The sequence below is a fragment of the Flavobacterium sp. N502540 genome (assembly GCF_025947365.1).
Lineage (GTDB): Bacteria > Bacteroidota > Bacteroidia > Flavobacteriales > Flavobacteriaceae > Flavobacterium.
This window is the reverse complement of sequence record NZ_CP110012.1, coordinates 4,525,157-4,550,325: the sequence shown is the minus strand read 5'-3', so window position 1 is coordinate 4,550,325 and position 25,169 is coordinate 4,525,157. Positions and strand designations below refer to the sequence as shown.

Below are 25,169 nucleotides of genomic sequence, written 5' to 3'. Positions count from 1 at the left end.
TGATTTTGATAATTGGGTATTTATTTAATATTAAAAGTTAAAAATTCAAGTTTAATTCCATCCCGAAATAAGGTGAAGTAAGACCGCGTCGCTCGATCTTCTGACCATTAATTTCATAGTTTTGATAGTAACTGAAGAGTCGGTTAACGAACATGGAAATTCTAAATCTCTTGTAAAAATCTTTAGATACTTTCAGATTCATATTCATCGACATCGGGATTGATTTTTTTTGAAAAAGAGCATCATTGTATTTAATATTAAGCCATTGCAGAATAGGATCTGATTGATCTTTTTCGAGATAGGGATGCTGTTTTCCAGAAGGATCAATATAAGCAACTGGTGTTCCGTTCATAGGAAGCGACCGATCACTTCTAAACCATAAAAACTGAAAAGATCCCGAGAACTCTAAGCCAAGAGGAGGAACGTAGGTATCTACAATCAAATTGGTATTGAACTGCTGTTTTTCAGAACCATCATCAAATTGATACAGTCCTAAGTAAGGAAGCCTCTTCCCATCAATGATAATATCTTTCTGTCCTCTTTTGTAAACCGGACTGCTATTGCTATAAGTGGTTTTAAACCAGGCTCCATTTAGAGTAAATCGGGTATTAATTGTCGTGAAACGTTTTGAAGAAAATTGAAATTCAACCCCGCTTTTGAGCAGCTTACTTCCGTTATTAGTGATGTTGTATGACGTTAATAGTGTGTCTCTAACAAAACGCATATCGGCTAAATTTGGTTGTGACGTTAAGGTTAAAGGATCAATAGAATTATGGTCATACTTTTTATACGATAGCGCCTGATATTGAGAATTATTTCTAAATCCGGAATTCATACGTTCATTGAAAAAAGTAACCGAAAAACGATTATTGTCATAAGAGAAATCCGCTCGAACCTCCCATTTTTTATTTATAGCCGGTGTTAGATTGTAATTTACAGCAGATGTTTTATAAGTCATTAAATTAATTCTTCGGTACTCCGGTGTATTATGATAATAGTTCAATTGCACCAGATCATTATAGATAAAATCCGGGTAAAGCTGAGCCAGTGTTGGGAATTTGGTATACTGCCCGAAACCGGCTGTAAGTTCTGTTTTCAGGAAATGTTTCCCCATTTTAAAAGATGGAAATACCCATTGCGTATTAATTCTGGGGTCTAAATAGTATTTCCCCGAAATGCTATAAGCCGATGGCACGTTCAACAGCGACATCGCCCGAAGGCCTCCTGCAAGATTTAATTGGTGTTTGCCAATTGGAATGGACAGGACATCTTCGACAAAAAAAGAAAGATCAGTACTCGCCGGAATGTCTTTATACGATCTGGGACGTGTAGACATTTCAGGAGATGGGGGATGAGTAGTATCGTAAACCTGTCCTTTTCCGTTATTTTTTGAATAAGTCCATTCCGAACCCGCTTTTAAAGCATGTGTTATTCCAAATAAATGAATTTCAAAATCTCCCATTGTTTTAAAAAAGGCATCAAAAGGCCTTCCGTCAACAGTAAGATTAGAAATGTACTGTGGTGTTAGAAAAATTCCGTCAGATTCACCTTGTTCGGTAGTATTAGGAATAGCTGTTGCACTTGAGACCTGAACCCATTTGGTTTGCTCAATTTTATCGAATTGCTGATTTATTGCTGCCGACGAATGAATTGCTTTTAAAAACGGTGCTATTTTAAACTTTAAATCAAAAGAGTTTGCCAATGAAAACCGATTATAGCTTGAAGCATATCGGTCAATTTTGGTATAACCCACATCCGGATCCGCTCTTTCATTGTCTATAGAACCGCTATAATCTAAACTCGAATCCCATTGAAGCTGATGCGAATCATTTTCCCAAATTTTTTGTACACGTATAGAGGATGTAATTCTTTTGTAGTTTTCAAAACTGTTACGAGGATCAGATTTTGCATTTAAATAATCAATTCCCACATTCAGAATCAATCTTTTTTCTTCAGATTCAAAACCTTTTCCTAAATAATATAATTTGCTAAACTCATCAGCCTTAAAACGAGATTCCCAATTAGTACGCCCTCTTTTTCGTTGAATTTTAATAAGTCCGCTCGTCAAATCACCATATTCTACGGAAGGAATTCCCCTAACAATTTCGACTCTCTCAATTTGATCTGTCGAAATAGAGCGCATATCTACTCCTTTAGAAGTTGTATTGCGGCGTGTATTGGCATATCCTGAACCCGGTGTGATAGTCATATTGGGGCCGGTGGTATACTGTAGATTTGCATCGGTATTTATTGGAATCCCGTCAATTACAAAAGAAGTTCCAAGTGAAGAAATATCATAATTAGAATCTGCTGTTCCAACCTCTCTTAATTTAATATGATTTGAAGCATTAAATACAGGATCTTTTGAGCGTCCGCCAGGAAGTAACTCCAGCAAATCGGTGAAACTTGAAGGCTGTAAATGCTGCATGGCTTTTTTATCAATAACAGAAGTACTGGTCATACCACGAGATTCTACAGCCGTTATGACTACTTCGTTTAACTGTACACTTGACGGAACTAATCCGAAAGAAAGACTTTGTCCCGTTTTAAACTCGAGATTTTTCTCGATCGTTTCGTAGCCCAAATGTGAAAGTTTAAGTATGTAACGGCCACTTTGAATGGAGTTTAAAATTATGCTGCCTAAATCGTTTGAGTGCGCTTCGTATTTGCTAATTCCTTCTGCAGAAAGTAATACACCTTTTAAAGGAATTTTACTTTCAGCATCGTAAACGGTAATCTGAAGAGTAATTTTAGCAGTGTTTTGAGAAAAACCAAGATTAGAAAAAAGAGAGAATAATAAAAGCAGAACTGATACAATCCTTTTTAGCAGGAATGTAATAAGGCTATTAAAAGAAGTCATTGTATTAAATATCTGGTAGCTGAATAAGCTATATAACAAAAAGGCGGTTAATCGTTGCAAATATAACTTAATTTAGACTGAATAAAAATAATTGTTAATAAAATATATTTTATGACGGTTGCTCGCTATTTAAAAATTAGAGTGAAAATGCCGATTATCAAAAATATTTCCCGAAATTTGTTATCATAGCAACTGCTTATATCGTTGGGCAGATCAACTGTTTATGGAAATTCTATTCAGATTTGCAAACAGAAAACGAGAGTAACAAGGGTTGTTTTGCTTAAAAAATATCAAACCTTCAAGAGCTGTATTTCCTAAGAATTGAGAAGAAATAAAGTTCAAAATAGAGGTTTCCAGCCCCGGAAACTAGTGGTAGAAGCCAATACAAGAAGTTAGAATTGAATCACACCTAGCTGCTTACTGTTCTTTCGTAAGCAAACTAAAACAGTTACTAAAACTCATTATCTGTTATGAAAATCACGAAGCACTCGGGACACAAAGTTCCTTTCGACAAAGAAAAACTGAAGCTTTCCCTTAAAAAATCTGGAGCTGCTCCTGATGTTATAACAGAATCTATGATCCAGATCGAAAAGCAGATTTATGATGGTATTACCACCAAAGAAATCTACAAGATGGCATTTGCAATTTTAAAGAAAACCGCAAATGGATATGCTGCCCGTTACAATATCAGACAGGCTTTGCAGATGCTTGGTCCTGCGGGTTTCTATTTTGAGAAATTCATAGCAAGATTATACGCCGCAGAAGGGTTTAAAACCAAAATAAATCTAACGCTACAGGGTAAATGCGTCTCGCATGAAGTAGACGTTGCTATTATGAGAGACGATGTGATAACGATGATAGAATGCAAGTTTCACGGAAGTAAAGATGGGGCTTCAGATGTAAAAGTCCCCATGTATATTCTTTCTCGTTTTAATGATTTAAGAGAAAAACGACATATTATTTTTTCTAATAATGAAACTTTCACATCCTGTATCATAGTAACTAACAATCGTTTTACCAAAGACGCGCAGGATTTTGCCAACTGTAGCGGAATCTCTCTTTTAAGCTGGGATTATCCGCCAGATAAAAATCTTAAAAACAAAATTGATAGGGGAGCGCTTTATCCTATTACCTGCCTGACAACACTATCAATGGTCGAAAAAGAAAAATTGCTTTTCCTCGATCAGATACTGGTAAAAGACCTTCTTGACGATCAGGAAGGACTAAAAAAAATTGGACTGAGTCCAAACCGAATCAAGAATATCGTACACGAAGCTTCACAAATCTGTAAACTTATCTAAGATGAAAGTAAAATTTATAGGAGGTGCAGGAACCGTTACAGGTTCAAAAACACTCATAGAAACACAAAACAGCAGGATATTAATTGATTGCGGACTTTTTCAGGGTATAAAAGCATTGAGAGAACTGAACTGGGATCCGTTACCTGTTTTACCTTCCACAATAGATTTTGTGCTTCTTACGCACGGTCATCTGGATCATTGCGGCTGGCTGCCCCGATTAGTAGCACAGGGTTTTAAAGGTAAAATATACTGTACCGCGCCAACCAAAGCGATAGCCAGACTAGTGCTTTTAGACAGTGCCAAAATTCAGGAAGAAGAAGCCGAAAGGGCCAACAAAGAAGAATACTCTAAACATGAACAGGCAGAACCGCTTTATACCGTAGAGCAGGCAGAAGCTGTTACTCCATTTTTTAAAATAATAGCACCAAACACATTAGTAGAGATTGCAGAGGATAGTACTGCCGTTTTTGAAAATGCGGGACATATTATCGGAGCGTGTAGTATTACTGTAAATGCCGAAGGTAAAACGCTTGTATTTTCTGGTGATATTGGGCGTGATGATGATGTATTGATGTTTCCACCAACCAAACCCGTAAAGGCCGATTATATTTTCCTGGAAAGTACCTACGGAAACAAACTGCATGCAGAGTTGGACGTAAAGAAAGAACTGGAAACACTTATAAATACAGCCATAGCAAAAAAAGAGACGGTAATCATACCCGGTTTTGCTGTCGAGCGGGTGCAATCGGTGATGTTTTTATTGTGGAAGCTCAAAAAAGAAGGAAGAATTCCGGACGTTCCCTATATACTCGATACTCCAATGGGGGCTAATGCGCTGCATGTATTCTTAGAAAACCTGCAATGGCATAAACTTTCCGTCGAGGATTGCCACGAAATGTCTAAAATGTTCACTATAGTTTCAGAGTACGAAGAAACCATGCGGATTATAGAAAATCCTCAGCCGAAAGTGGTCCTCGCCGCTAGTGGTATGGCAACAGGAGGGAGGGTATTGTCGTATTTTGAACATTACATAAGCCTCGAAAAAACTACAGTGATTTTTGTGGGTTATCAGGCAGAAGGTACCCGGGGAAGAAAATTACTTGAGGGGGCCAAAGAAATCAAAATATACGGAAACTATTATTCCGTAAGAGCAAAAATCTTTCAGATCGAAGGGCTCTCCGCACACGGAGATCAAAAAGACCTGTTAAATTGGCTGTCTGCTCTCGAAAACACTCCGAAATGCGTTTTTCTGGTACACGGTGAAAACCTGCCTGCCGATGAACTACGAGTTAAAATCCAGAAGCAGTACCACTTTAAATGTACCGTTCCATTAATGGGGAATGAAATGGAGATTTAGGATAGGTTTGTAACTTCTTTAAAAAAAAAGCTAGGGCATATTTGTAAATATTATTTTATTCAGATCTATAGTATCAGGCTGTTGCACATTCATTTCGTACGATACTTCTATTTCATGATCAGACAGAAATTCTATAGTTTTAGCACATCCGTGAGCGCATGATTCGACCTTAATTGGAAAGTATAATCTTTTATTTTTGTCATATCCAATGAGGTTATGACGAAAGTAGGGAACAATTTTAAAAGCTGCATTTTCAATGGCTCCATCGTCATTACCTCTTCCGTTAAATTGGAATAAATCCTCCGAATAATAAGTACTTTTCACAACAGCTGGATAAGATGATTTTCCATCTTCAGTATAATTGTCTTTATACCATTTTTGTTCAAAATTTTTATAAAAGTTAATATCCTTTTCTTCTCCAGACGGATTATAAATCCATTTACTCTTATTCGCGAAGTGATATAGCTCATTTTTGATTGTAGTATCGCGATCTAATTCTGTATTTTCTAAAAATTTTCCATCAACCGCATTATCAGATCTTAGAGTAGGTTCGCCTTCATATTTTAAGGTATAATATTTAAGAGTATTTAAGTTTAACATTATAAAACTCAAATACAAGCTAGGATCTCCATTACCTAAAGGAGACTCCATTAAGGCAAATAGAAAATAATCTGCATTATTTATTTTTTTCCTTAAAAAGAGTTGTCTGTCTATAGTAACATGATTATAATCACTTATTAATAAGGTGTCACTTTGAATTAATTGTTGTGGCTTATTTTTTTTATACTTTGAAACTAGCAGTATGTTTTTGTCTCCAACAAGTGAATAGATATCATCATCACTAACTTCACTTCCGGAAATTTTTACTATTTCGGTATTCTCAGCAGTATTAAAGGAAAATAGAGTTGTGGTTTTTCCTCCTTTAATAGTATTGTCCTTACTATCAGATTGTAGATTCTTTAGGTTACTACTTTTATCAGAACTCTTATCCTCTTTCTTACAAGAATAAAAAATGACAAAAGACAAAAGAATTAAAGTCAGTTTGCTCTTAATGGTATTCAATTAATTTTAAGTTTTAGTTTACCGGAAAGATAAAATTTATTTTGTCATTTTAATTTAGAGGTTCAAAATTCTTTTCTAATTGATTTGCGGGATTAAAAATACGCAAGGTCAGAGACATTTTACCTGCCTTTCAATTGAACTCTTCGTAGAGCGGGTCATTTTTGATCTTTTTAGATTATCCATTTACTACGCAACAGGTATTACGCTAAACATTCATTTTTCAATATCACCTGCTAATCACAACTTAATCCATACAAATCCAATCCGCCAAGAAGTATGGTTTTAAAAGTATTGTTTTTCTCCTGGATAAGGATTCTCCTTTCTGGAAATTTACATTTGGACTGGTCTGCGTTTTTTCCCCATAAAAAATCGTCATTGTAAACAAAATAAGCAGGTCCTATATTAGCAAAAACTTTTGTTTTGGTGCTGTCAGCGTCGCTATATCGGTATACGATACTGTCATCCATTTTTTGAATTTTTCTTTGAACGGCGAAGTAATTTTTTCCGTAATTAAGTTTTAAGGGTTTGACACTACAGATGAGAGGTTTGCCATTTTTGGCAGTATCATAGTTTTTGAGAGTTAAAGCTATAAAATTCTCTCTACAATCATCAATTCTGCAAAGTACTTCATCAACAGCCATTTCTGAGAATCCTTTGGTTCCATACACATAGTATTTTGGCTGTATAATTTTCTTGATTTCTTTTTCTAAGATGTTACTTTTAACAAGTTGAACAATCCCTAAAGTGTCATAATATTCGAATTTTCTATTTTTTGCAGTTAAGGGATTGTAAAAATAAGTTTCTAATGAATCTGTTTCATTTATTTTCCGGTAGATTTTTTCATATTCGGATATTTTGTCAGAATTAAATATTTCAATAACTATAGCTGTCGTATTGCTCGTGAGATTATAAACCGGATAAATAGTATTACCTGTTATTTCTGATTCGATTTTTGCTGCATTAAGGGTTGCGTTTCTTAAACTATCGTTTGCCATTACAGTTTTTTGGGCTTTCTCCTTTTCAAAACGGTTACAGGCATAAAAACATATAATTGAAGCTAAACAGAGAAGTGTATTTTTAAACATGTGTGGAAATTATACTGGATTATGGTTAAGCCAAATGTACATCAGTATTTAGAAAAAAAGAAGACTAAGTTTAGTAGGTAAGAAAAGTAAATCTCCATATTCCATGAAAAAATTACGAAAATGTAGTATAATATCACTTCGAACTTAAATTATTCTTTAAATTGGCTTTTTTAAATAATCAGGGCATAAGGTAAATAGTTTTAGATAAAAAGATTCTAAAGTTCTGATGTCAAAGTGTTATTGGATATAACATAAAAGAGTAAAATAAGTATTGAAAGATTTAAAAAATGAAAGAACAACTTACTGAAATCATAAGTCAGGTTTATCATAAAAGCAATAGAAATGGATTTACATTTTTAACAGGTGCAGGAATTTCTGCCGAAAGTGGAATACCAACTTACAGAGGAGCAGACGGGATATGGGTAAAAGGAACTCAATTTCATAAACCGGAAGAGTTTGGAACTTTTAAATACTTCAAAGAAAATCCTGAAGAGGTTTGGCAGTATTCACTGTTTAGAAAAAAGATGTTTGAAAACGCTCAGACCAATGAGAGTCACCATGAAATAGTAAAAATTGAAAGTCTTTTGCAAGAGCGATTCCATTTGATAACACAAAATATAGACAACCTGCACAGACGTGCCGGTACAGAAAGAATCTACGAAATACATGGGAAAACCAGAGAAATTAAATGTTCGAACGGCTGTAAGGAAATAGAAAAATTGCCTATAGAAGTCAAAGGAAAAGATATAGACGAGGATTTGACAAAAGAAGATATAGAATTGCTTAAATGCAAACTATGCGGCAGCTGGATGAGACCCAATATTTTGTGGTTTGATGAGTATTACGACGAAAAAACAAACAAAAAATTCAGTTCCTTAAAAATTGCCAAGAATTCTGGTATTCTCTTTATTGTTGGAACATCCGGAGCGACAAATCTGCCGATGGCTATTGCAGAAACTACTTTGAAGTACGGAGGAACAATAGTCGATATTAATACCGAGGATAATTTATTCACGGAACGTATTAAAGAGAAGAAAAATAAAATAATCATTCGCGAAACTTCTACAGAGACCTTAAAAACAATAAGAGAGATATTGCAGAATGTAATTGGGAAATAGCCTGTTTTCTTTCTCATCGTTCACTTTATTTACTTTAACTAATGAAACGCCTTTTTTAACCTTAAAAAGGCAATGTCTCTATGCGTAAAAGAAATGCCTTTCAACACGTTAAACCTAGCTTAGGACGAATAAACTTCAAGCTCTTTACCTTGAAGAAAACTGGGAAACTGTATAATAATCATAGTCGCGGTATATTTAACATTACTTTAATATTATTGCTTTTAGGTGCTGTAGTTTTGTCTCCTAAAAACTTAAATATTGAACAATACAATGAGAAAAGTTATTTTTATTTTGATTATTCTTCTATCGGCCTATGGTCATGCTCAAGTTACAAGTTCAGCAATGTCAGGAACGATTAGATCAAACAAAGGAGAGCCCCTGCCTGGAGCTACTGTGGAAATAATTCACAAACCTACCGGAACTAAATACTATTCGACAACGGGGTTTGATGGCGGATATGCAGCACAGGGTTTGAGACCGGGAGGCCCATATACTTTAAAGGTAACTTACATAGGTTACAAAACAACTGAAATCACAGATATTAATGTTGGTTTAGGAAACAATCTAACCGTAAACGTTAAAATCGACGAAGAGCCAAACGCTTTACAGGAAGTCGTAGTGACAACAAAATCCAATGGAAATTTTAACAAAGGAAAAACAGGGGCGTCACAGCAATTTACAAACAGAGAAATTGTAGCAGTTCCCGTATTAGGAGCGCGTTCTGTAAACTCTATCACTAAATACAATGCAAACGCCGGTGCTAATGGTACTTTTGGCGGTCAGGATTCAAGATTGAATAATTTTACTATTGACGGATCTGTATTTAATAATGGTTTTGGCCTTGGGAGCGAATCTCAGGCGGGAGGAAGAACAGGATCGACAGCTATCTCACTTGATGCTATAGAGCAGCTACAGGTTAATATTGCCCCTTACGATATTCGTCAGTCGGGATTTCTTGGGTCTGGAATTAACGCTGTTACCAGAAGTGGAACAAACGAAATCGAAGGATCGGTTTATAACTCTTTCAGAAGCAATAAATCCAGTTTTATTGGAACACATCCCGGAAAAGATGTGACTATCAAACCCGGAAAATTTGATGAAAAAATATGGGGAGCACGTATTGGAGCACCCATTATTAAAGACAAAATATTTTTCTTTGGAAACTTCGAAACCATCGAAAATACAAGCCCGGCAACAACATGGACTTCCACAGGATCGCCACAAGGCGGGGCTCAGATATCAGAACCGACTTATCAGGAAATGCAGACTCTTTCTAATTATATGAGAGATAAGTTTGGTTATGAAACAGGTCCATGGGAAAACTATGATGCTACTAAAACATCTAAAAAATTCTTAGCGAGAATAGACTGGAATATTAATGATAATCATAAACTTACGGCACGTTATGTACATCATGATTCATCGTCAGACGAGCTAACTTCAAATTCCAACTCATTAGGTTTTGGAAACAGAAGAACAAGTACCTTAGCAATGTCATTCAAAAACAGTGGTTATACAATCTTAGACAATACCAGATCTATTGTATTGGAATTGAACAGTAAATTAGGTAATTCATGGTACAACAATTTTATCGCTGGTTACGATAAACAAATTGAAGACAGAGGGCTTCAGGGAGGAGGATTGTTCCCTACAATTGATATCAAGAAGGGTACAGCAAATTATATATCTGTAGGTTTAGATCCATTTACGCAAGGAAACAAACTTAGTTATTCAACGCTGCATTTTACAGACAACTTAACCAAAACTATTGGTAAACATTCCATTATTTTAGGAGCTAATTTTGAATACTTCAAATCAAGCAATTTATTCTTTTCCGGATCAAATGGTGTTTATATATTCAACTCTTTAGCAGATTTTTACGCAGCAGCAGATCAATCAGCAGCAAATGGAGGAGCACCTTCCACAGCAACGGCTACTTCACCTGCACGTTTTCAGTACAGATACTCCGCTTTACCGGGTGCAGTTGAACCTTTACAGGTTCTGAAAACAAACAAACTGGATTTATATGCTCAGGACGAAATTAAACTAAGCGACAGATTCAAACTGTCAGTAGGACTTAGAGCATCCAGAGTATGGTTTGCCGACACTGCGTTAGAGAATCCAACAGTAACGGCGATGACTTTTGCAAACGGAGAAAAATTCAATACAGGAGAAATGCCCGATGCACAATATTTATTTGAACCAAGAGTAGGTTTCAATTTAGATTTTAATGGAGACGCTTCAACCATAGTAAGAGGAGGTTCAGGTGTATTTACCGGAAGAGCCCCTGCCGTATATTTGTCAAACCAAATTGGAAATAATGGTGTGCTTACAGGTTTTATCGATGCAAGTGGTGCTGCTTTAGCCGCAGGAGGTTATGGTTTTACACCAAGGCCTGCACAATATTTCACTCCGTCAACTCCAACGCTTCCTTCCACTTTTGATTTAGCCTTTACAGATAAAAAGTTCAAATATCCGCAAGTATGGAAAACTACGATGGCGGTCGACCAAAAACTTCCATTTGGATTTGTAGGTACGATTGAAGGAGTAATCCAAAAAAATATCAATGCAATCAATTACTATAATGCCAATTTTGACGCACCAGTCGGAACTTTTACAGGAGCAGATAACCGTCCAAGATATTCAAGAAATGATAACGGAACGAGAATAAATGATAATGTTTCAAATGGGATTGTTTTAACCAATTCTGATAAAGGATATTTTTATTCTACAACCTTCAAACTAGAGTATCCATACCAAAAAGGACTTTGGGGATCTTTCGCCTACACACATTCTGAAGCTGCCGATTTAATTTCTCCGGGATCTATTGCTTCAGGATCATGGACAAGTGCCAGATCTGTAAACGGAAATAATGATTTAGACGTATCATTATCCAATAATAACACACCCCATCGTTTAGTTGGTGTTCTGGGATACAGAATTGAATACGGAAAAGGTTTGGGCGGTGCTACTTCCATCAATCTGGGGTATATCGGAGAAACAGCGAATCCTTTTACTTATGCTTATAGTGGTGATATGAATGGAGACAGAGTAAACGGAAACGATCTGTTATACGTACCAAATAGTGCATCCCAACTTAGTTTTGCACCTCTAACAGTATCAAGTACTGTAAAAGACGTTACAACAACCAGGACTTATACAGAGGCAGAACAAAGAGCAGCATTCGATGCCTACATTGATCAGGACAAATATCTTCGTACAAGAAGAGGTCAATATGCAGAAAGAAATGCAGCTATCCTGCCGATGTTGCACCGATTAGATTTGTCTATTTCGCAAGACGTTTATATCAAAATAGCAGGTAAAAAGAACTCTTTCCAATTTAGAGCAGACATTCTGAATTTTACAAACATGATCAACAAAAACTGGGGAGTGACACAAAGAGCCACTAATCCTAACGTATTGGCTTACTCTTCTACAACCGCAGGCAATGTTCCGGTTTATACCCTGGCTACGCAAACAGATCCTGATGGAAACCGATATTTAATTAAAGATACATTCCAGAAAAATGCTTCAGCATTTGATGTTTGGCAGGCACAATTTTCAATTCGATATATTTTTGGAAAATAACCTGAGAATTTCTTTTAAATAAATTTTAAAAACGGCATTGAAACAAAATTCAATGCCGTTTTTCTTTTTAATCTTCGCATTAAAAATTAGAATTCGGGGGTTGTCATTGGCATGCTTTCAGAAAGCTCTCAATCGTAGGGCGATCTCATAAAAGTTTTAGTGCAGAACATACTTTGTACGATTCCTTTTTTAACTTATCTTCGCTGTCAACTCATTTAAAAATCTAATTTGTGAAAAATAATCAGGAAGTCGTAGAAGAGAATCAGCTTAAACGTGGGCTGACCAACCGTCACATTCAATTAATTGCTTTAGGAGGATCAATAGGAACCGGTCTTTTTCTCGGTATTGGCCCAGCGGCTGTATTAGCAGGACCATCTGTTATTCTGGGATATGCAGTTGCCGGTATTATAGCCTTTTTTATTATGAGACAATTGGGCGAAATGGTTGTCGAAGAGCCTGTTTCAGGAAGCTTTAGTCACTTTGCTTATAAATATTGTGGTTCTTTTGCGGGTTTTGCATCAGGTTGGAATTATTGGATTTTATACATTCTGGTGAGTATGGCCGAACTTACAGCCATTGGGGTTTATGTACAGTTTTGGTGGCCCGAAATTCCGCTGTGGGCATCCAGTTTATTTTTCTTCCTCGTTATAAATGCTTTAAATTTCGCTTCGGTAAAAGTGTACGGAGAAACCGAATTTTGGTTTTCAATCATAAAAGTGGTTGCCATTATTGCCATGATCCTTTTTGGTACTTATCTGCTGATAAGTGGTACAGGAGGGGAGCAAGCTACCATTCATAATTTATACAACGATGGCGGTTTTTTTCCGAAAGGTTTCTTTGAAAAAACAGCATCGGGTAGTTTTCAGGGCTTGTTATCTGCAATGGCACTGATTATGTTCTCTTTTGGTGGTTTAGAGCTAATTGGAATTACCGCTGCTGAGGCAGAAAATCCGGAGAAAAACATTCCAAAAGCAACCAATCAGGTGATCTATAGAATCCTTATCTTTTATGTAGGAGCATTGGTTATTTTATTTGCTTTGTCTCCCTGGCGACAAATAACGACAGACAGTAGTCCGTTTGTAATGGTTTTTCAAAATTTAAACGGAATGGAGTTTGAGTTGTTTGGTACCAAAATATACTTTACCCGCCTGATTGCCAATGTGCTTAATTTAATTGTTTTAACCGCAGCTTTATCAGTATACAATAGTAGTGTATACAGTAACTCACGTATGTTATACGGTTTAGCAGATCAGGGTAATGCACCTAAGTTTTTAAAGAAGTTAAATAATAAATATGTACCTATTAATGCTATTTTAATTTCTTCCTGCTTTGCAGCGATCTGTATTTTAATCAATAAAGTAATTCCAGAAGAAGCTTTTAGCATTTTAATGTCTTTAGTGGTATCTTCTTTAATTATCAATTGGGGAATGATTTCTTACACGCATCTAAGATTCAGGCGTACGAAAGAGCAGGAAAGCACTAAAACGATGTTTCCATCGATATTTTATCCGGTAAGTAATTATATCTGTTTGGTATTTTTATTGGGAATTTTAACCATCATGTGGATGACCGATATGAAGTTATCCGTAGAATTAATTCCTATTTGGTTGGGTATTCTTTTTATATTTTACAAAGTTTATAAAACAAAAAAATAAATAACTTTTACCGGATTAGTCTGCTATTATCCGTTGAGTATAATCATTCTTAAACACATAGAAACATAGATTCTGACTTCTCGAAAGACGTTTCACTTAGTTAAAAAGCATAGGGTTTGCTATGTTTATTTATGCAAATGAAATGCCTTAGCGCGGTAACAAAACTAGGTTTCTATGGGTTTAAATAGAATATTTTGTAATACATGAGCAACACATTTTTGAACAACAATCAAATAGGAGTAGTCGCTACTTTCTCTGAACTGGTACAGACTCATTTCAAAGGAGAAAGGAATGCACTGTGCTGGTACAGAAATTTGGACGGTGATTTTAACGAAATTGTAGTTAAATTATCTTTAGAAGAAAATATCACAGTAGTTTACCCCGAAGATCTAATCGCACTTGAACTCACCGAAAAGGGGAGTATAGCCAGAGAAGTTATCTTAAAAGATTTACAATTATTAACTGATTTTGGAGCTTCGCCCTCACTTAATTTACTAAAGTGTTACGAACGTGATGACGAATTTGATTTCATCTCGACAGATGTGTACTCGTTTCATGTAGATCGTTCGCCCATTGCAACCGATACTTTTTTATGTACCTACCACGGAGCAGCAAGTGATATTGTTGCTAATTCGCAGGCAGAACAAAAAATCCTAATTCCGGAAATCCGTGCAAAATTACAAGAGCTGCACGACGGACCAGAGGAAGAATTCGAAAGTTTTTTAGAGGAAAATTATTTCGATTTGCATTATCAGTTACATCCCCATGCAGCACCTGTTAATTTAGGCTTGGGTCATCTTTGGCGTCTGGCTGTAGACCATCCCAAACAACAAGTATTGCCATGTATTCATAGAGCACCCATAGAAAACGATGGTGAGTATCGATTGTTGTTGATTTGTTGAGGGAATTTTATGATTTAGTATCAACTTTGACTACAAAAGCAATAAATTATAGATTCAGAAAAAAGATATGAATAACTTAATAGTTTGGTTTCAGCGTATTAGAGAAAGAGGAAATGCAAAGAAAATATCTGATATTCATTTTAAAGATGAGAATTTTAAAAAAATGATATCTGATCTAAAAATTGATTCGTTAATGAAAGTAACCGAACTTAATTGTGAGGGGTATAACTTTACTTGTATAGATGAAATTAAGTATTTTCCTAATCTGGAAGTGTTAACTATAGATTCATTTGATTTACAAGAGCTGAACTTGACCTTTAACCCTAAGTTAAAAAAGATTGATATTAAAAACAGTGAGCATCTTACAGAAATTGATTTTTCAAAAAATGCCTCTCTTGAAATTTTAAAACTAGAGAATCTATTTTTAGAAAATTTAAGTTTAAGAGCAAATATAAACCTGAGAAAAATAGTTTTTGATGGTTTAAATGATATCGATGAGATTGATTTAACGCATAATGTGAATCTTGAGGAATTATATATTAGCCATATGCTGAATTTTGATGCTTGTCTAAATGAAAACAATAAAAGACTTAAAAAAATATATTGTTCATATGGTGGTTCATGTAGCTGGGGTGAAAATGGACTTCCTGAATTAGAAGATCTTACTTTAGAAAATAGCGAGATTAGTTCAATAGATGTTACAAGACTTTATAAATTGAAGAAATTGGATTTAACTTGGAACCAGATATCTGAAATTAATCTTTTTAACAACATACTGTTAGAAGAATTACGTATTGGAGATAATGCATTTTCAAATATAAATCTTGAAAAAAATATAAATTTAAAATATCTTCATCTGGGTGGAGATTTTTACAGGTGGTCATATGAAAAGATCAATCATACCTTTTTAGATGTCACTCATAACACTAAATTGATTGAGTTGTTTATTAATTCAATGGGCTTGTCTGAACTAGATTTATCTCAAAATTTATTTCTTGAAAGACTTTATATCAATGAAAACCCGCTAAAATCTATTGATTTGTCAAAAAATGATTTGCTAAGTAATTTGAGTTTGCAAAATACAATGTTGGAAGACATCAATCTTTCGAAAAATAATAAATTAAAAGAGGCTCAACTAAAGAACAACAAATTGAGTTCGATTCAGTTTCCTCTTGAAATGAAAATTAAAAAAATGAGTTTGTCAAAGGATATGTTTGATAATATAACTTTAGAAAAACTGTTAGATGAAGGTTTTGTTTTTGAAAAAGATTGATACTATAGCCTCTTTCATCAGTTAAAATAAATAGTAACATGTTGGTTTAAAGGCAGAGTCATTTGCGGAGTGTGAGAGTTCAAATTATTCAAAATCAATTGTACTAAATAAACACCTATGAGAAGAATGTATTTTACAGTTTTTAGTTTTGTACTACTCTTTAGTTGCCAAAATAATAGTAAACCACCACAGAAAAGTTCGGTTATAAGAGTAGAAAGCAAATCTCAAAATAAACTTCATGAAAATGACAGCAAGGTTTACAACTTTGGATCTGTTAGTGATTTACCTAAATATCCGGGTGGTATTCAAAAATTTCATATTTTCTTAGCCAAGAATTATGTTGTACCTAAAGAAGTGGCTGAGGATGAATATCTGGCTGGGGCAGTTTTTGCGACTATGATAATAGAAAAAGACGGAACCTTGTCTCAGATAGAAATTCTTCGTGATTTTGGATATGGGTCAGGAAAAGAATTAGAGAGGGTTTTAAAATTATGCCCAAAATGGATTCCGGCTACTATAGATGGTGAACCAGTAAGATGTTTGTACAGTATACCATATTATATTCAGTAATTAATTAAGTATTAAATTTTGTTGCACATCAGAAGTAATTAGAGATAAAGGACTATCTGTCAATAATGATTCGTTAAGGGACCTCATTAGAGAGCATTAATTTAAATAAAGGGGAAAAAATTGCATTTGAATAACCATTTCTAATCTCAAAATATATGTGCGTAAACGGAAAAGAAATTAAACTTTGTACCTGTGTTCCAAATGGAATGGATACCATTATTCACCACAAGAATTCCCGAAAAAACAGAAAGAAAAGACGTGTCGACTTTACCTGGACGTTAGAAAAATGCATGGGCTACAGTAAAACGACAATGGACGGAATGGGGTACAGGCCGGAGGAAGTTTTAACAGAAGATTTGACAAACGAAAGAATGCTTATGGTACTTAATACTAATAACTGTTTTGATTTCGATTATCAACCTGGTGAAGGGGATAATCTTCAAGTTTTTGCTCCCGAAAACTCTATGAGAAGACATTTATCTTTTATTTTTAAAAATGGAGAATGGACAGCCGGCTCGCATATGCCTTTTATGTATGAGATGGAAAAAATAAATTTTGGAAAAGTAACTTTTAAAGATATTTAAAAAACTAAAGTGAAAGAATTTATCAAAAGAATATTTAGAAAATCAACACCGGAAGTATTTATAAATGTCGAAATTGAATTAACCGAAAATTGGGTCAGATACAACAACGGAAATTCAATTGGAAAGAAAGGTTCTGAAGGAGGTAAGATTTTAAATGATCAGGAGAATATAAATGGTTCTAGAATAACGATTGAAGCCAACGCCGGAAGTATTCCATTTGCTATTACATTCGGAATTTATGGATTAATGGTTCACACAGAATTCTTTAGCGAAATAGAAATTGCCACTGAATATTTCAAAAGAAAAAAAAATGAGATCGACGGGATTCTAAAAATGTTTGAAATTTCGGAAGAAAACCAAGATATAGAATGGAAAAGTAAAATGGACGAGTACTTAGAAAAATTAATCTATGAGTAAAAGTGGTTGATAATTGCTAGTATTCGCGGCAAATTGAGTTTTCGAATCTCTGAAGAGTTCAATTGGAAAGCTATGCAAATGTCTTTGACTTCGCTACTTAAATAATAACTATACAATATTACTTCTTACTTTATTTTAGTAAATGAATTCTTAATAGTAATGTAAGACAATTTTAAATATGCCATAACTTTGGCCTTAAGATTAAATCGTTTTTTTGACATAAAAATTTTTTTATGGAAAAGAACAAGGATTTAGGCAGAAGAAGGTTTCTTAGAAATTCTTTATTGGTTGCCGGAGGAGTTTTCATCGCCCCATTGATTGAAAGCTGCAGTAACGATGACAAACCAGACCATGACGGTGCTCCGGATGGAATGAAAAACGAAGGTTTTGAAACAGGAGTAGCCAGTTTTGACCCTACTGAAACCGGAGTGATTATCTGGACAAGATATTCAGCAGGCTCCGATGCCGAAATTAATTGGGAAATAAGTAAGAATGCCTCGTTTACTGAAATAACCAGAAAAGGGCAGGCAGCAGCATCTTCTACAAATGATTTTACAATAGCGGTAGATGTTCAGAATATTCCATCGAATACAAAATATTATTATAGATTTTATAATACCAAAACCAAACAAGTTACGGTTATCGGAGAAACTCGCACATTACCCTCTAAAACAGACAGTGTAAATGACGTAAAAATGGCTGTTGTTTCCTGTTCTAATTTTCCGGCTGGACTTTTCAACGTGTACGGAGCGATTGCTTCTTCAGAGGCCGATGTAGTGGTGCATTTGGGAGATTATATTTACGAATATGCGCCGGGACAGTACGGAACAAATCCGTTTACCAACCCGCTGGGCAGAGAACATAAACCCGCCAGAGAGATTACAAGTCTTAGCGATTACAGAGAACGATACAGACAATATAGAGGAGATAAAAATCTGCAGTTGCTGCATCAGAAAAAACCGTTTATATGCGTTTGGGACGACCATGAATTTGCTAACGATACCTATAAATCCGGTGCCGAGAACCATCAGCCTTCCGAAGGAGATTTTCAGGTGAGAAAAATGGCCGCTTTCCAGGCTTATAGCGAGTATATTCCGCTTAAAACAGGAAAAGATTTTAGAATTTACAGAAGCTTCAATTTCGGTACTATTCTTTCCCTTTACATGATGGATACCAGAGTGATTGCGAGAGATAAGCAGCTGAATTACGGTGATTATATCGATAATAGCGGAAATTTTGACCAGACAAAATTCAAAACCGATCTGTTAAATACCAACAGAAAACTAATTGGAAGCGAACAAATGACATGGCTGGGATCGCAGATCAATGCAGATACCGCTAAATGGAAAGTACTGGGCCAGCAAATCCTGATGACCAAAATGCTGATTCCTGCTGAGTTATTGATGCTTTTGAATCAAATTTTAGGAGAAGTCACTAAATTAGGAAGCGCAACACCAGCGACTATGAAGGCACTTACGGCAACAATCTCCCAACTTGTGGTGATTAAAATGAGACATAAACAAGGAGATCCTTCATTAACGGCTCAGGAAATCGCGAGAGTTACTACAACTTTACCTTATAATCTGGATGCCTGGGACGGTTATTTTGCCGAAAGAGAACAATTATACGCGATGCTTTCCGGAAAAAATGTAGTGGTTTTGGCCGGAGATACCCACAATGCATGGATGGGTAAACTTACCGATATGCAGGGGAAACGAATAGGGACTGAAATAGCATGCAGTTCAGTTTCGTCACCGGGATTAGAATCGTATTTCGGAATTACTTCAGACCCTACAAAAGCGATAGAACTGGCACAAGCCTTTACAGTCCTGATCGATGATTTAGAATATGCCAATTTGTACAAGCGAGGATATACCTATCTTAAATTTACAGCATCCGGTTCTGAAGCCGAATGGCGATTTATAGACAGTGTAACAACGGAAACTACCAATACGGTTACAGAAAAGAAATATACGATAGCATAGAGGTCATATTTGGTACTTATTGCATTATTCTAGAAAGTGTCAAAAAAGGATTGAATTAAATCGGAACAGGAGCAATCCTGTTTCTTTTTTTTAAATATATAATTGAATATTAAAAAACTAAGTACATATGCCTACCGGATACATCGTAGAGCAAGTGATATCATACTATTCAAATCGTTTGTTATTTGTTTGACGATATATTAAAAAGATGGAATTCTAATTTCATATGTAAGATTAATTTTATATTTTAACCACTAAAATTATAAATATTAATAACGAAATTATGACTTTACCTTTTAAACGGCTGAATCTGTCCGTATTTATTTTGAAGTTTCTGTTTAAAGAAATTTTTTTCTTTTTATGGTTAGTTTTTCCACTTTTTCTGATCGGATGCCAAGCAGAAATAAACGAACAAGAGATGCAAAATTCTTCTTCGAATGTTGCAAAAAAATGGTTTGAAAGTAAAAACCATATTTTAGAGACTTTGCCTTATATAGAAAAGATAAATTGGGATAACGCTGTTGTTTCAAATATTGAAACGGAAAACATTATTGAAGTACCCCTTACATTACAAGAAAATACTACAACCAATGTTATTGATGATAGCAACTACAAAACCTACATGTCATTGCTTTTTATAGGAAACAATAGAGGAATAAACAGGGAATATACGATTGTTTATACAACTAAGGATTCTCATTTTGATGAAAAAAGAAAAAGTTTTGATCTTTATAGGTTAGATACAGAATATGCTGGTTATATAACTATTCAAAACGAGGAAAACAAAATTATCTACTCAGGGGAATATGAAAAAGGACAGGAAGTAAGACTGCACAACTATTCAGAAAAAGGTAATATAAATTCTAGATTTGAATGTTCCTATTATGTTACAGTAGGCCCTTTTACTACATGCAACGCCTGGAGATGGGTTCCTGATGCAGTACCTAGCCCAGGAGTACCAGGTTTTCCCGGAGGAGGTCTTTATGTCCCGCCATATACAAATCTTGATCCCTGCGCCCATGCTGTAAGCATGAGTACTCTTGCTCAGAATTCTACATTTTTATTAGCTAAAGATAAAATACTTAGTGCTGATCCAAATATTGAACACAGCATTACTTTAACAAACTCTGCCAGTGGAACAATTTATCAGACTGAAATGAAAAATGGTACACGCTATAATGTTGAAGCGATTACGATAAGACAGGCAGCTTTTGCTGTTTTGCATAATCATCCTGATAATACGCCCCCGTCATCAGGAGATGTATATGCCATTTTGCAGATGTATAACAATAATAATCTTATCAGGACAACCTATATTTTTACTGGAGGAGAGATATATGCAATAGTACTCGTAAATCCTAATCAAGCAAAAGCATTTGTCACAAATTATCCGGCTGATGTAAGACCTGGATATTCTCCTGAATTTCCTGAGCCGATTTTTGACCAAATAGATTTAGGTAAAACGCGAGGATTAGGATCTTCAAATGAAGGAAGATCTACAGCAATGAGCCATATGTTGGAGAAATATAATGCTGGAATAGCTATTATGAAAGAAAAAAACGGCAAATTTGTGCCTTTAAAAGCAACAGAATATCTTGATGATGAAGGTATAACTCGTTTTAGATTTGCCGCATCGCCATGTAATTAATCCCCCTGACAATATGAAAAATATAATTAAAATTATCCCGATATTTATAACGTTACTAATTGCAAATACAGGCTGTAAAGCGCAGCAAATGGTTCAGACTCCAAATGATGTAAATAAATTAAGAGAAAATGAACAGCAGTTTATTAATAAACCTTTAAAAAATCTTTTAAAAGAAATTAAACCAGAGTTAAAATTGGTTAGGGCAGAAATAGATCAGCATTCTTATTTTTCTTTCTATTTTATATCACATAAAGAAGCGCTTAAACTTTCAATAGATAGTATTCCATTGGGATTTTATGTTTACATAAAAGAACCATTAGACTGGGATACTGATAAAAGACCACTTGATATACAGTATAAGTGGACAAAGGAAGATTTAGAAAAATATGGAAATCTTACAGTAACTAGAATAAAAATAAGAGGAAAAGTAAAATAAGATTGACACTATCCTAAAAAAGTGTGTAAGTTTAAAAATAAAGGGGTTCAGCTTTTTAATTAAAGTTGGACCCTTTTTTCAAATATAGTTAAGAAAATTGATTGAGTAATAATTCCTAAACTCATCCTAAAAAAAACAATATTCACAGACGCGGATTTGAGTTGGTAGCGCATAAGCCAGAGACATTTATGCAGCGTTTGTGAGGGATACTTTCCAGAGGAGTGTGTTTGAGGAACAGTCTGTAAAGCGGGATGTTTTTCATACGATCGAGTAATAGCAAATTTTAATTTGATAAATTTGGGTTTATAAAACCTTAAAATTAAGCGTTGCATGTATTTCAGAATTATATGCATGCATTTTCCAACAGCTATGAACAGTATAAATCCATTAATTCAACAATTTAAGAAATATGGAACGCTGAGTTCAATCGCCGAAACGGCTATTGAGCAAAAAACCAAAATATTTATAAAGAAAAAAAACGATCATTTTTTGAAGCAGGGACAGCTACTAACAAGTTATTTTGTGGTAAAGAAAGGTGTTTTCAGAGCTTATATTAATCGGAATGAAAAAGAAATAAACGTATGGTTTGGAGAAGAAAATCAAATTTTTGGGGCCATAATGCCTATGTATGCCAATAAACCTTCACCAGAGTACATACAATTTTTAGAAGATTCAGAAGTATATGCCATTGCAGTAGATGATTTAGATATTTTATACGAACAGTACCCGGAGTTAAATCGTATCGGCAGAAAAATAGCCGAAGAACTGTGTGTTATTCTCGAGGATAGAATTACTTCGTTGCATACCGAAAGCGCTACAGAGCGTTATCAATCACTTATGGAACAACAGCCTAGTTTAGTACAGCGTATTAATCTGGGGCATATTGCTTCTTTTTTGCGTGTAACACAGGAAACTTTAAGCAGAATACGCAAACGCTGACGATTTTGACCTACATCAAAAAATACAATCTTTTTGCTTGCGATCTTTGCAGTACTAAATAATTAAGACATGCAAAAAGATAAATTAAATTGGTTTAAGAATGTAGAACATCGTACTCATCCACATCCCGGATTAAACTGGCTAACAGCCACTCTAAGCGTACCGGACGTAGCCAGAGCAATAGATTTTTATACCGGAGTAATGGAAATGGTTTCCATTTCTGAGTTGGAAGATCAAAACAATGGAGAACTATTGTTTGCAAGAATTCGCTATCGCGGAAACAATTTTGTACTCAATAAAGAACATTGGGATTTTCAGGCAGTTGCTCCAATTACTTCAGGGCAGGTATCTCCTTTTGTTTTTTACTTGTATGTAGACGATGTAAAAACATTGGTTGCCGAAATTAGAAAAGATAAAGAGGCTAAAATTATTGCTGAGCCGGAAATGCAGTTTTGGGGAGATTTAAAAGCAAGAATTCAGGACCCGTTTGGTTACATCTGGGATTTGGCAGAAAAAGCGAATTAAAGATGAAGTATTTATTTTTAGGTCTGGCCATTTGTGCAGACCCAGGGCAAAACCAGTGTAAATCGAACAATCCAAAAGCGGTAAATGTGGTGTTATTCAAATTCAAATCGGAGGCATCATTGGAGCAGGAGCAAAACTTTAAAAGTGAAATGCTTAAAAAGCAAAGTACAGTTTCAGGACTTATAGATATTTCTTTTGGAGAAAACGTGACAGATATAGCAAAAGGATTTACCCGTGCAGAAGCAGCCCGGTTTAAGGACCAGAAATCGTTAAAAGTATTCAGTAAATCAGATCCTGTTGAAGAGCTAAATACCAGTTATATCAAACCGGTTTTGCAAGAGATTCTAGTATTCAATTCTTTTTCTTAACTTAGTAAAAGCGATACTGACGCAAAATTGAATGGAGAATGCAAAGTCGAAAATATGATCCAATGGCTTGCAGGGTACTTCACAGAGCAGGAGGGGTGATAAAAAAATGTTAAAAACATTCTTAATTTTAAAGTGGCACAGTTCGTGCTTGAAAGGAAAACATTGAATAATCTGAATACTTAATCGGTATTCTAAAAAATTAAAATAATGAAAAGATTTAAATGTATTTATGTTTTTGTAGCGGTATTATTATCAACAATTACATATGGCCAGGAAAGTTTAAAAATGTTTGTAAAAGAAAGTAAAGTGTCCTGTATGGGTGTTGGCCCGATGGAATGTCTGCAGGTAAAGTATGATAAAGACAAAGAATGGCAGTTATTTTACGATCATATTGAAGGTTTTAATTTTGAAAAAGGAAATCGATACGAGATATTGGTTACAAGAACAAAAAGACAAGAGCCTATTCCTGCCGATGCTTCTGCATACCAGTACAAACTGAAAAGCATTGTTTCGAAAACTCCTGTAAATGCCGAAAAAGGAATTTATAATACCAAAATGATCTTGACCCAGTTAAACGGAAAAAAGATAACTAACGGGAAAGCATTTATTACGATTAATGATGAAACCGGAACAATAAACGGTAACAACGGATGTAATATCTTCAATGTAAAGTATACAAAGCTTTCTGCCAAAAATCAAATTAAGACCGATTCTCCTTTTGGAACTTTAATGGCTTGTGAAGGCGAAGGCATGAAATTGGAACAAGATTTTAGCGCTGCGATCACAAAGAAAAAGTTCAAAATTGTAAAGAAAAACAACAAAGTGCAGTTTAGAAATGGGAAGAACAAAATTGTTATGGAATTTTCGATACCAACTCAAAATCAATTGTGGAGTTTTATTGCAAAGAACAATTGGAAACTAATCGCACTTGAAAATGTTGGACAGGATTACGGAAAGGCGTCTATTAAGTTTAATCCTGCAGAAAAGAGAGTGAGTGGAAGTACAGGTTGCAACAACTTCACTGGAACTTATGCAACTACCGGTGATCGTATTTCTTTTGATAGGGTAGCGGCTACAGCTATGGCATGTATCGGTGAAGAAGGAAACAAAACAGAGCAAAAAATGCTGTCTTATTTAAACAACAAAGACTTACGTTTTGATGTAGCCGATCAAACTCTTAATTTTTATCTTAATGATAGATTGGTCATGATGTTTGGTATTATAAGATAAATTTGTTCTACAAGTCATCTTAAAATAGACGATCATAAATAAAAAAACCAGTGAATTTACTTCACTGGTTTTTTTATGAGTTTATGTTTTAAATTACATGTTTACAAATTGACGCAAAGTCGGAGACATTTACGTAGTACTTCTGAGGTATACTCTGCGAAGCAGGCTTTATCATAAAATAAAAATACTTACGAGGTATACTTAGCATAGAAAGTAAAGTATCATAATTACGGGAAACCGTATATTTTTTTGAAAAGCTTTCTTTA

The 25,169-nt window shown here is 34.9% G+C and carries 20 protein-coding genes; 17 read left to right on the top strand and 3 right to left on the bottom strand.

Annotation, left to right across the window (positions count from 1 at the left end; genetic code table 11):
- Positions 1-37: 37 nt before the first annotated feature.
- Positions 38-2,860, bottom strand: a complete 2,823-nt coding sequence (locus OLM58_RS19085) for a TonB-dependent receptor (protein WP_264530170.1) — start codon at positions 2,858-2,860, stop codon at positions 38-40.
- Positions 2,861-3,330: 470 nt separating this feature from the next.
- Between OLM58_RS19085 and OLM58_RS19080 the strand changes: the two genes are divergently transcribed.
- Both OLM58_RS19080 and OLM58_RS19075 read left to right on the top strand, forming a co-directional pair.
- The gene (locus OLM58_RS19080; protein WP_264530169.1) at positions 3,331-4,161 is read left to right on the top strand and encodes a restriction endonuclease; all 831 of its coding nucleotides are present in this window, start codon (positions 3,331-3,333) and stop codon (positions 4,159-4,161) included.
- Between the two features lies 1 nt (position 4,162).
- Positions 4,163-5,518, top strand: coding sequence for an MBL fold metallo-hydrolase (locus OLM58_RS19075; RefSeq protein ID WP_264530168.1), 1,356 nt, complete (start codon positions 4,163-4,165; stop codon positions 5,516-5,518).
- Between the two features lie 30 nt (positions 5,519-5,548).
- Here OLM58_RS19075 and OLM58_RS19070 read toward each other — a convergent pair whose 3' ends face one another.
- Positions 5,549-6,580, bottom strand: a complete 1,032-nt coding sequence (locus OLM58_RS19070) for a hypothetical protein (RefSeq protein WP_264530167.1) — start codon at positions 6,578-6,580, stop codon at positions 5,549-5,551.
- 233 nt (positions 6,581-6,813) lie between these two features.
- Positions 6,814-7,575, bottom strand: coding sequence for a hypothetical protein (locus OLM58_RS19065; RefSeq protein ID WP_264530166.1), 762 nt, complete (start codon positions 7,573-7,575; stop codon positions 6,814-6,816).
- Positions 7,576-7,952: 377 nt separating this feature from the next.
- Here OLM58_RS19065 and OLM58_RS19060 point away from each other — a divergent pair, with 377 nt between their 5' ends.
- The 15 genes from OLM58_RS19060 to OLM58_RS18990 all read left to right on the top strand — a co-directional run bounded on the left by OLM58_RS19060 (position 7,953) and on the right by OLM58_RS18990 (position 24,903).
- Positions 7,953-8,783: an SIR2 family NAD-dependent protein deacylase gene (locus OLM58_RS19060; RefSeq protein ID WP_264530165.1), complete on the top strand. Its 831-nt coding sequence runs from the start codon at positions 7,953-7,955 to the stop codon at positions 8,781-8,783.
- A 270-nt stretch (positions 8,784-9,053) separates the two neighbouring features.
- The gene (locus OLM58_RS19055; protein ID WP_264530164.1) at positions 9,054-12,371 is read left to right on the top strand and encodes a TonB-dependent receptor; all 3,318 of its coding nucleotides are present in this window, start codon (positions 9,054-9,056) and stop codon (positions 12,369-12,371) included.
- Positions 12,372-12,601: 230 nt separating this feature from the next.
- On the top strand, positions 12,602-14,026 hold the full coding sequence (locus tag OLM58_RS19050; RefSeq protein ID WP_264530163.1) for an amino acid permease: 1,425 nt from the start codon (positions 12,602-12,604) through the stop codon (positions 14,024-14,026).
- Between the two features lie 203 nt (positions 14,027-14,229).
- The gene (locus tag OLM58_RS19045; RefSeq protein WP_264530162.1) at positions 14,230-14,928 is read left to right on the top strand and encodes a DUF1826 domain-containing protein; all 699 of its coding nucleotides are present in this window, start codon (positions 14,230-14,232) and stop codon (positions 14,926-14,928) included.
- 67 nt (positions 14,929-14,995) lie between these two features.
- The gene (locus tag OLM58_RS19040; protein ID WP_264530161.1) at positions 14,996-16,201 is read left to right on the top strand and encodes a hypothetical protein; all 1,206 of its coding nucleotides are present in this window, start codon (positions 14,996-14,998) and stop codon (positions 16,199-16,201) included.
- A 117-nt stretch (positions 16,202-16,318) separates the two neighbouring features.
- On the top strand, positions 16,319-16,771 hold the full coding sequence (locus tag OLM58_RS19035) for an energy transducer TonB (RefSeq protein WP_264530160.1): 453 nt from the start codon (positions 16,319-16,321) through the stop codon (positions 16,769-16,771).
- Between the two features lie 155 nt (positions 16,772-16,926).
- Positions 16,927-17,355 carry a hypothetical protein gene (locus tag OLM58_RS19030; protein WP_070908132.1) on the top strand — a complete coding sequence of 143 codons (429 nt, stop codon included), beginning with the start codon at positions 16,927-16,929 and terminating at the stop codon, positions 17,353-17,355.
- Between the two features lie 9 nt (positions 17,356-17,364).
- Positions 17,365-17,772 carry a hypothetical protein gene (locus OLM58_RS19025; protein ID WP_264530159.1) on the top strand — a complete coding sequence of 136 codons (408 nt, stop codon included), beginning with the start codon at positions 17,365-17,367 and terminating at the stop codon, positions 17,770-17,772.
- Positions 17,773-18,005: 233 nt separating this feature from the next.
- Entirely contained in the window at positions 18,006-19,757 is a 1,752-nt protein-coding gene (locus OLM58_RS19020) for an alkaline phosphatase D family protein (protein WP_264530158.1), read from the top strand.
- Between the two features lie 283 nt (positions 19,758-20,040).
- Positions 20,041-21,405 carry a hypothetical protein gene (locus OLM58_RS19015; RefSeq protein ID WP_264530157.1) on the top strand — a complete coding sequence of 455 codons (1,365 nt, stop codon included), beginning with the start codon at positions 20,041-20,043 and terminating at the stop codon, positions 21,403-21,405.
- A 13-nt stretch (positions 21,406-21,418) separates the two neighbouring features.
- Complete coding sequence (locus OLM58_RS19010) at positions 21,419-21,841, top strand: hypothetical protein (RefSeq protein ID WP_264530156.1); 423 nt, start codon at positions 21,419-21,421, stop codon at positions 21,839-21,841.
- Between the two features lie 330 nt (positions 21,842-22,171).
- Complete coding sequence (locus OLM58_RS19005) at positions 22,172-22,780, top strand: Crp/Fnr family transcriptional regulator (protein ID WP_264530155.1); 609 nt, start codon at positions 22,172-22,174, stop codon at positions 22,778-22,780.
- Between the two features lie 69 nt (positions 22,781-22,849).
- Entirely contained in the window at positions 22,850-23,305 is a 456-nt protein-coding gene (locus OLM58_RS19000) for a VOC family protein (RefSeq protein WP_264530154.1), read from the top strand.
- Positions 23,306-23,307: 2 nt separating this feature from the next.
- Entirely contained in the window at positions 23,308-23,673 is a 366-nt protein-coding gene (locus OLM58_RS18995; protein ID WP_264530153.1) for a Dabb family protein, read from the top strand.
- Between the two features lie 207 nt (positions 23,674-23,880).
- On the top strand, positions 23,881-24,903 hold the full coding sequence (locus OLM58_RS18990; RefSeq protein WP_264530152.1) for an META domain-containing protein: 1,023 nt from the start codon (positions 23,881-23,883) through the stop codon (positions 24,901-24,903).
- Positions 24,904-25,169: the final 266 nt, after the last annotated feature.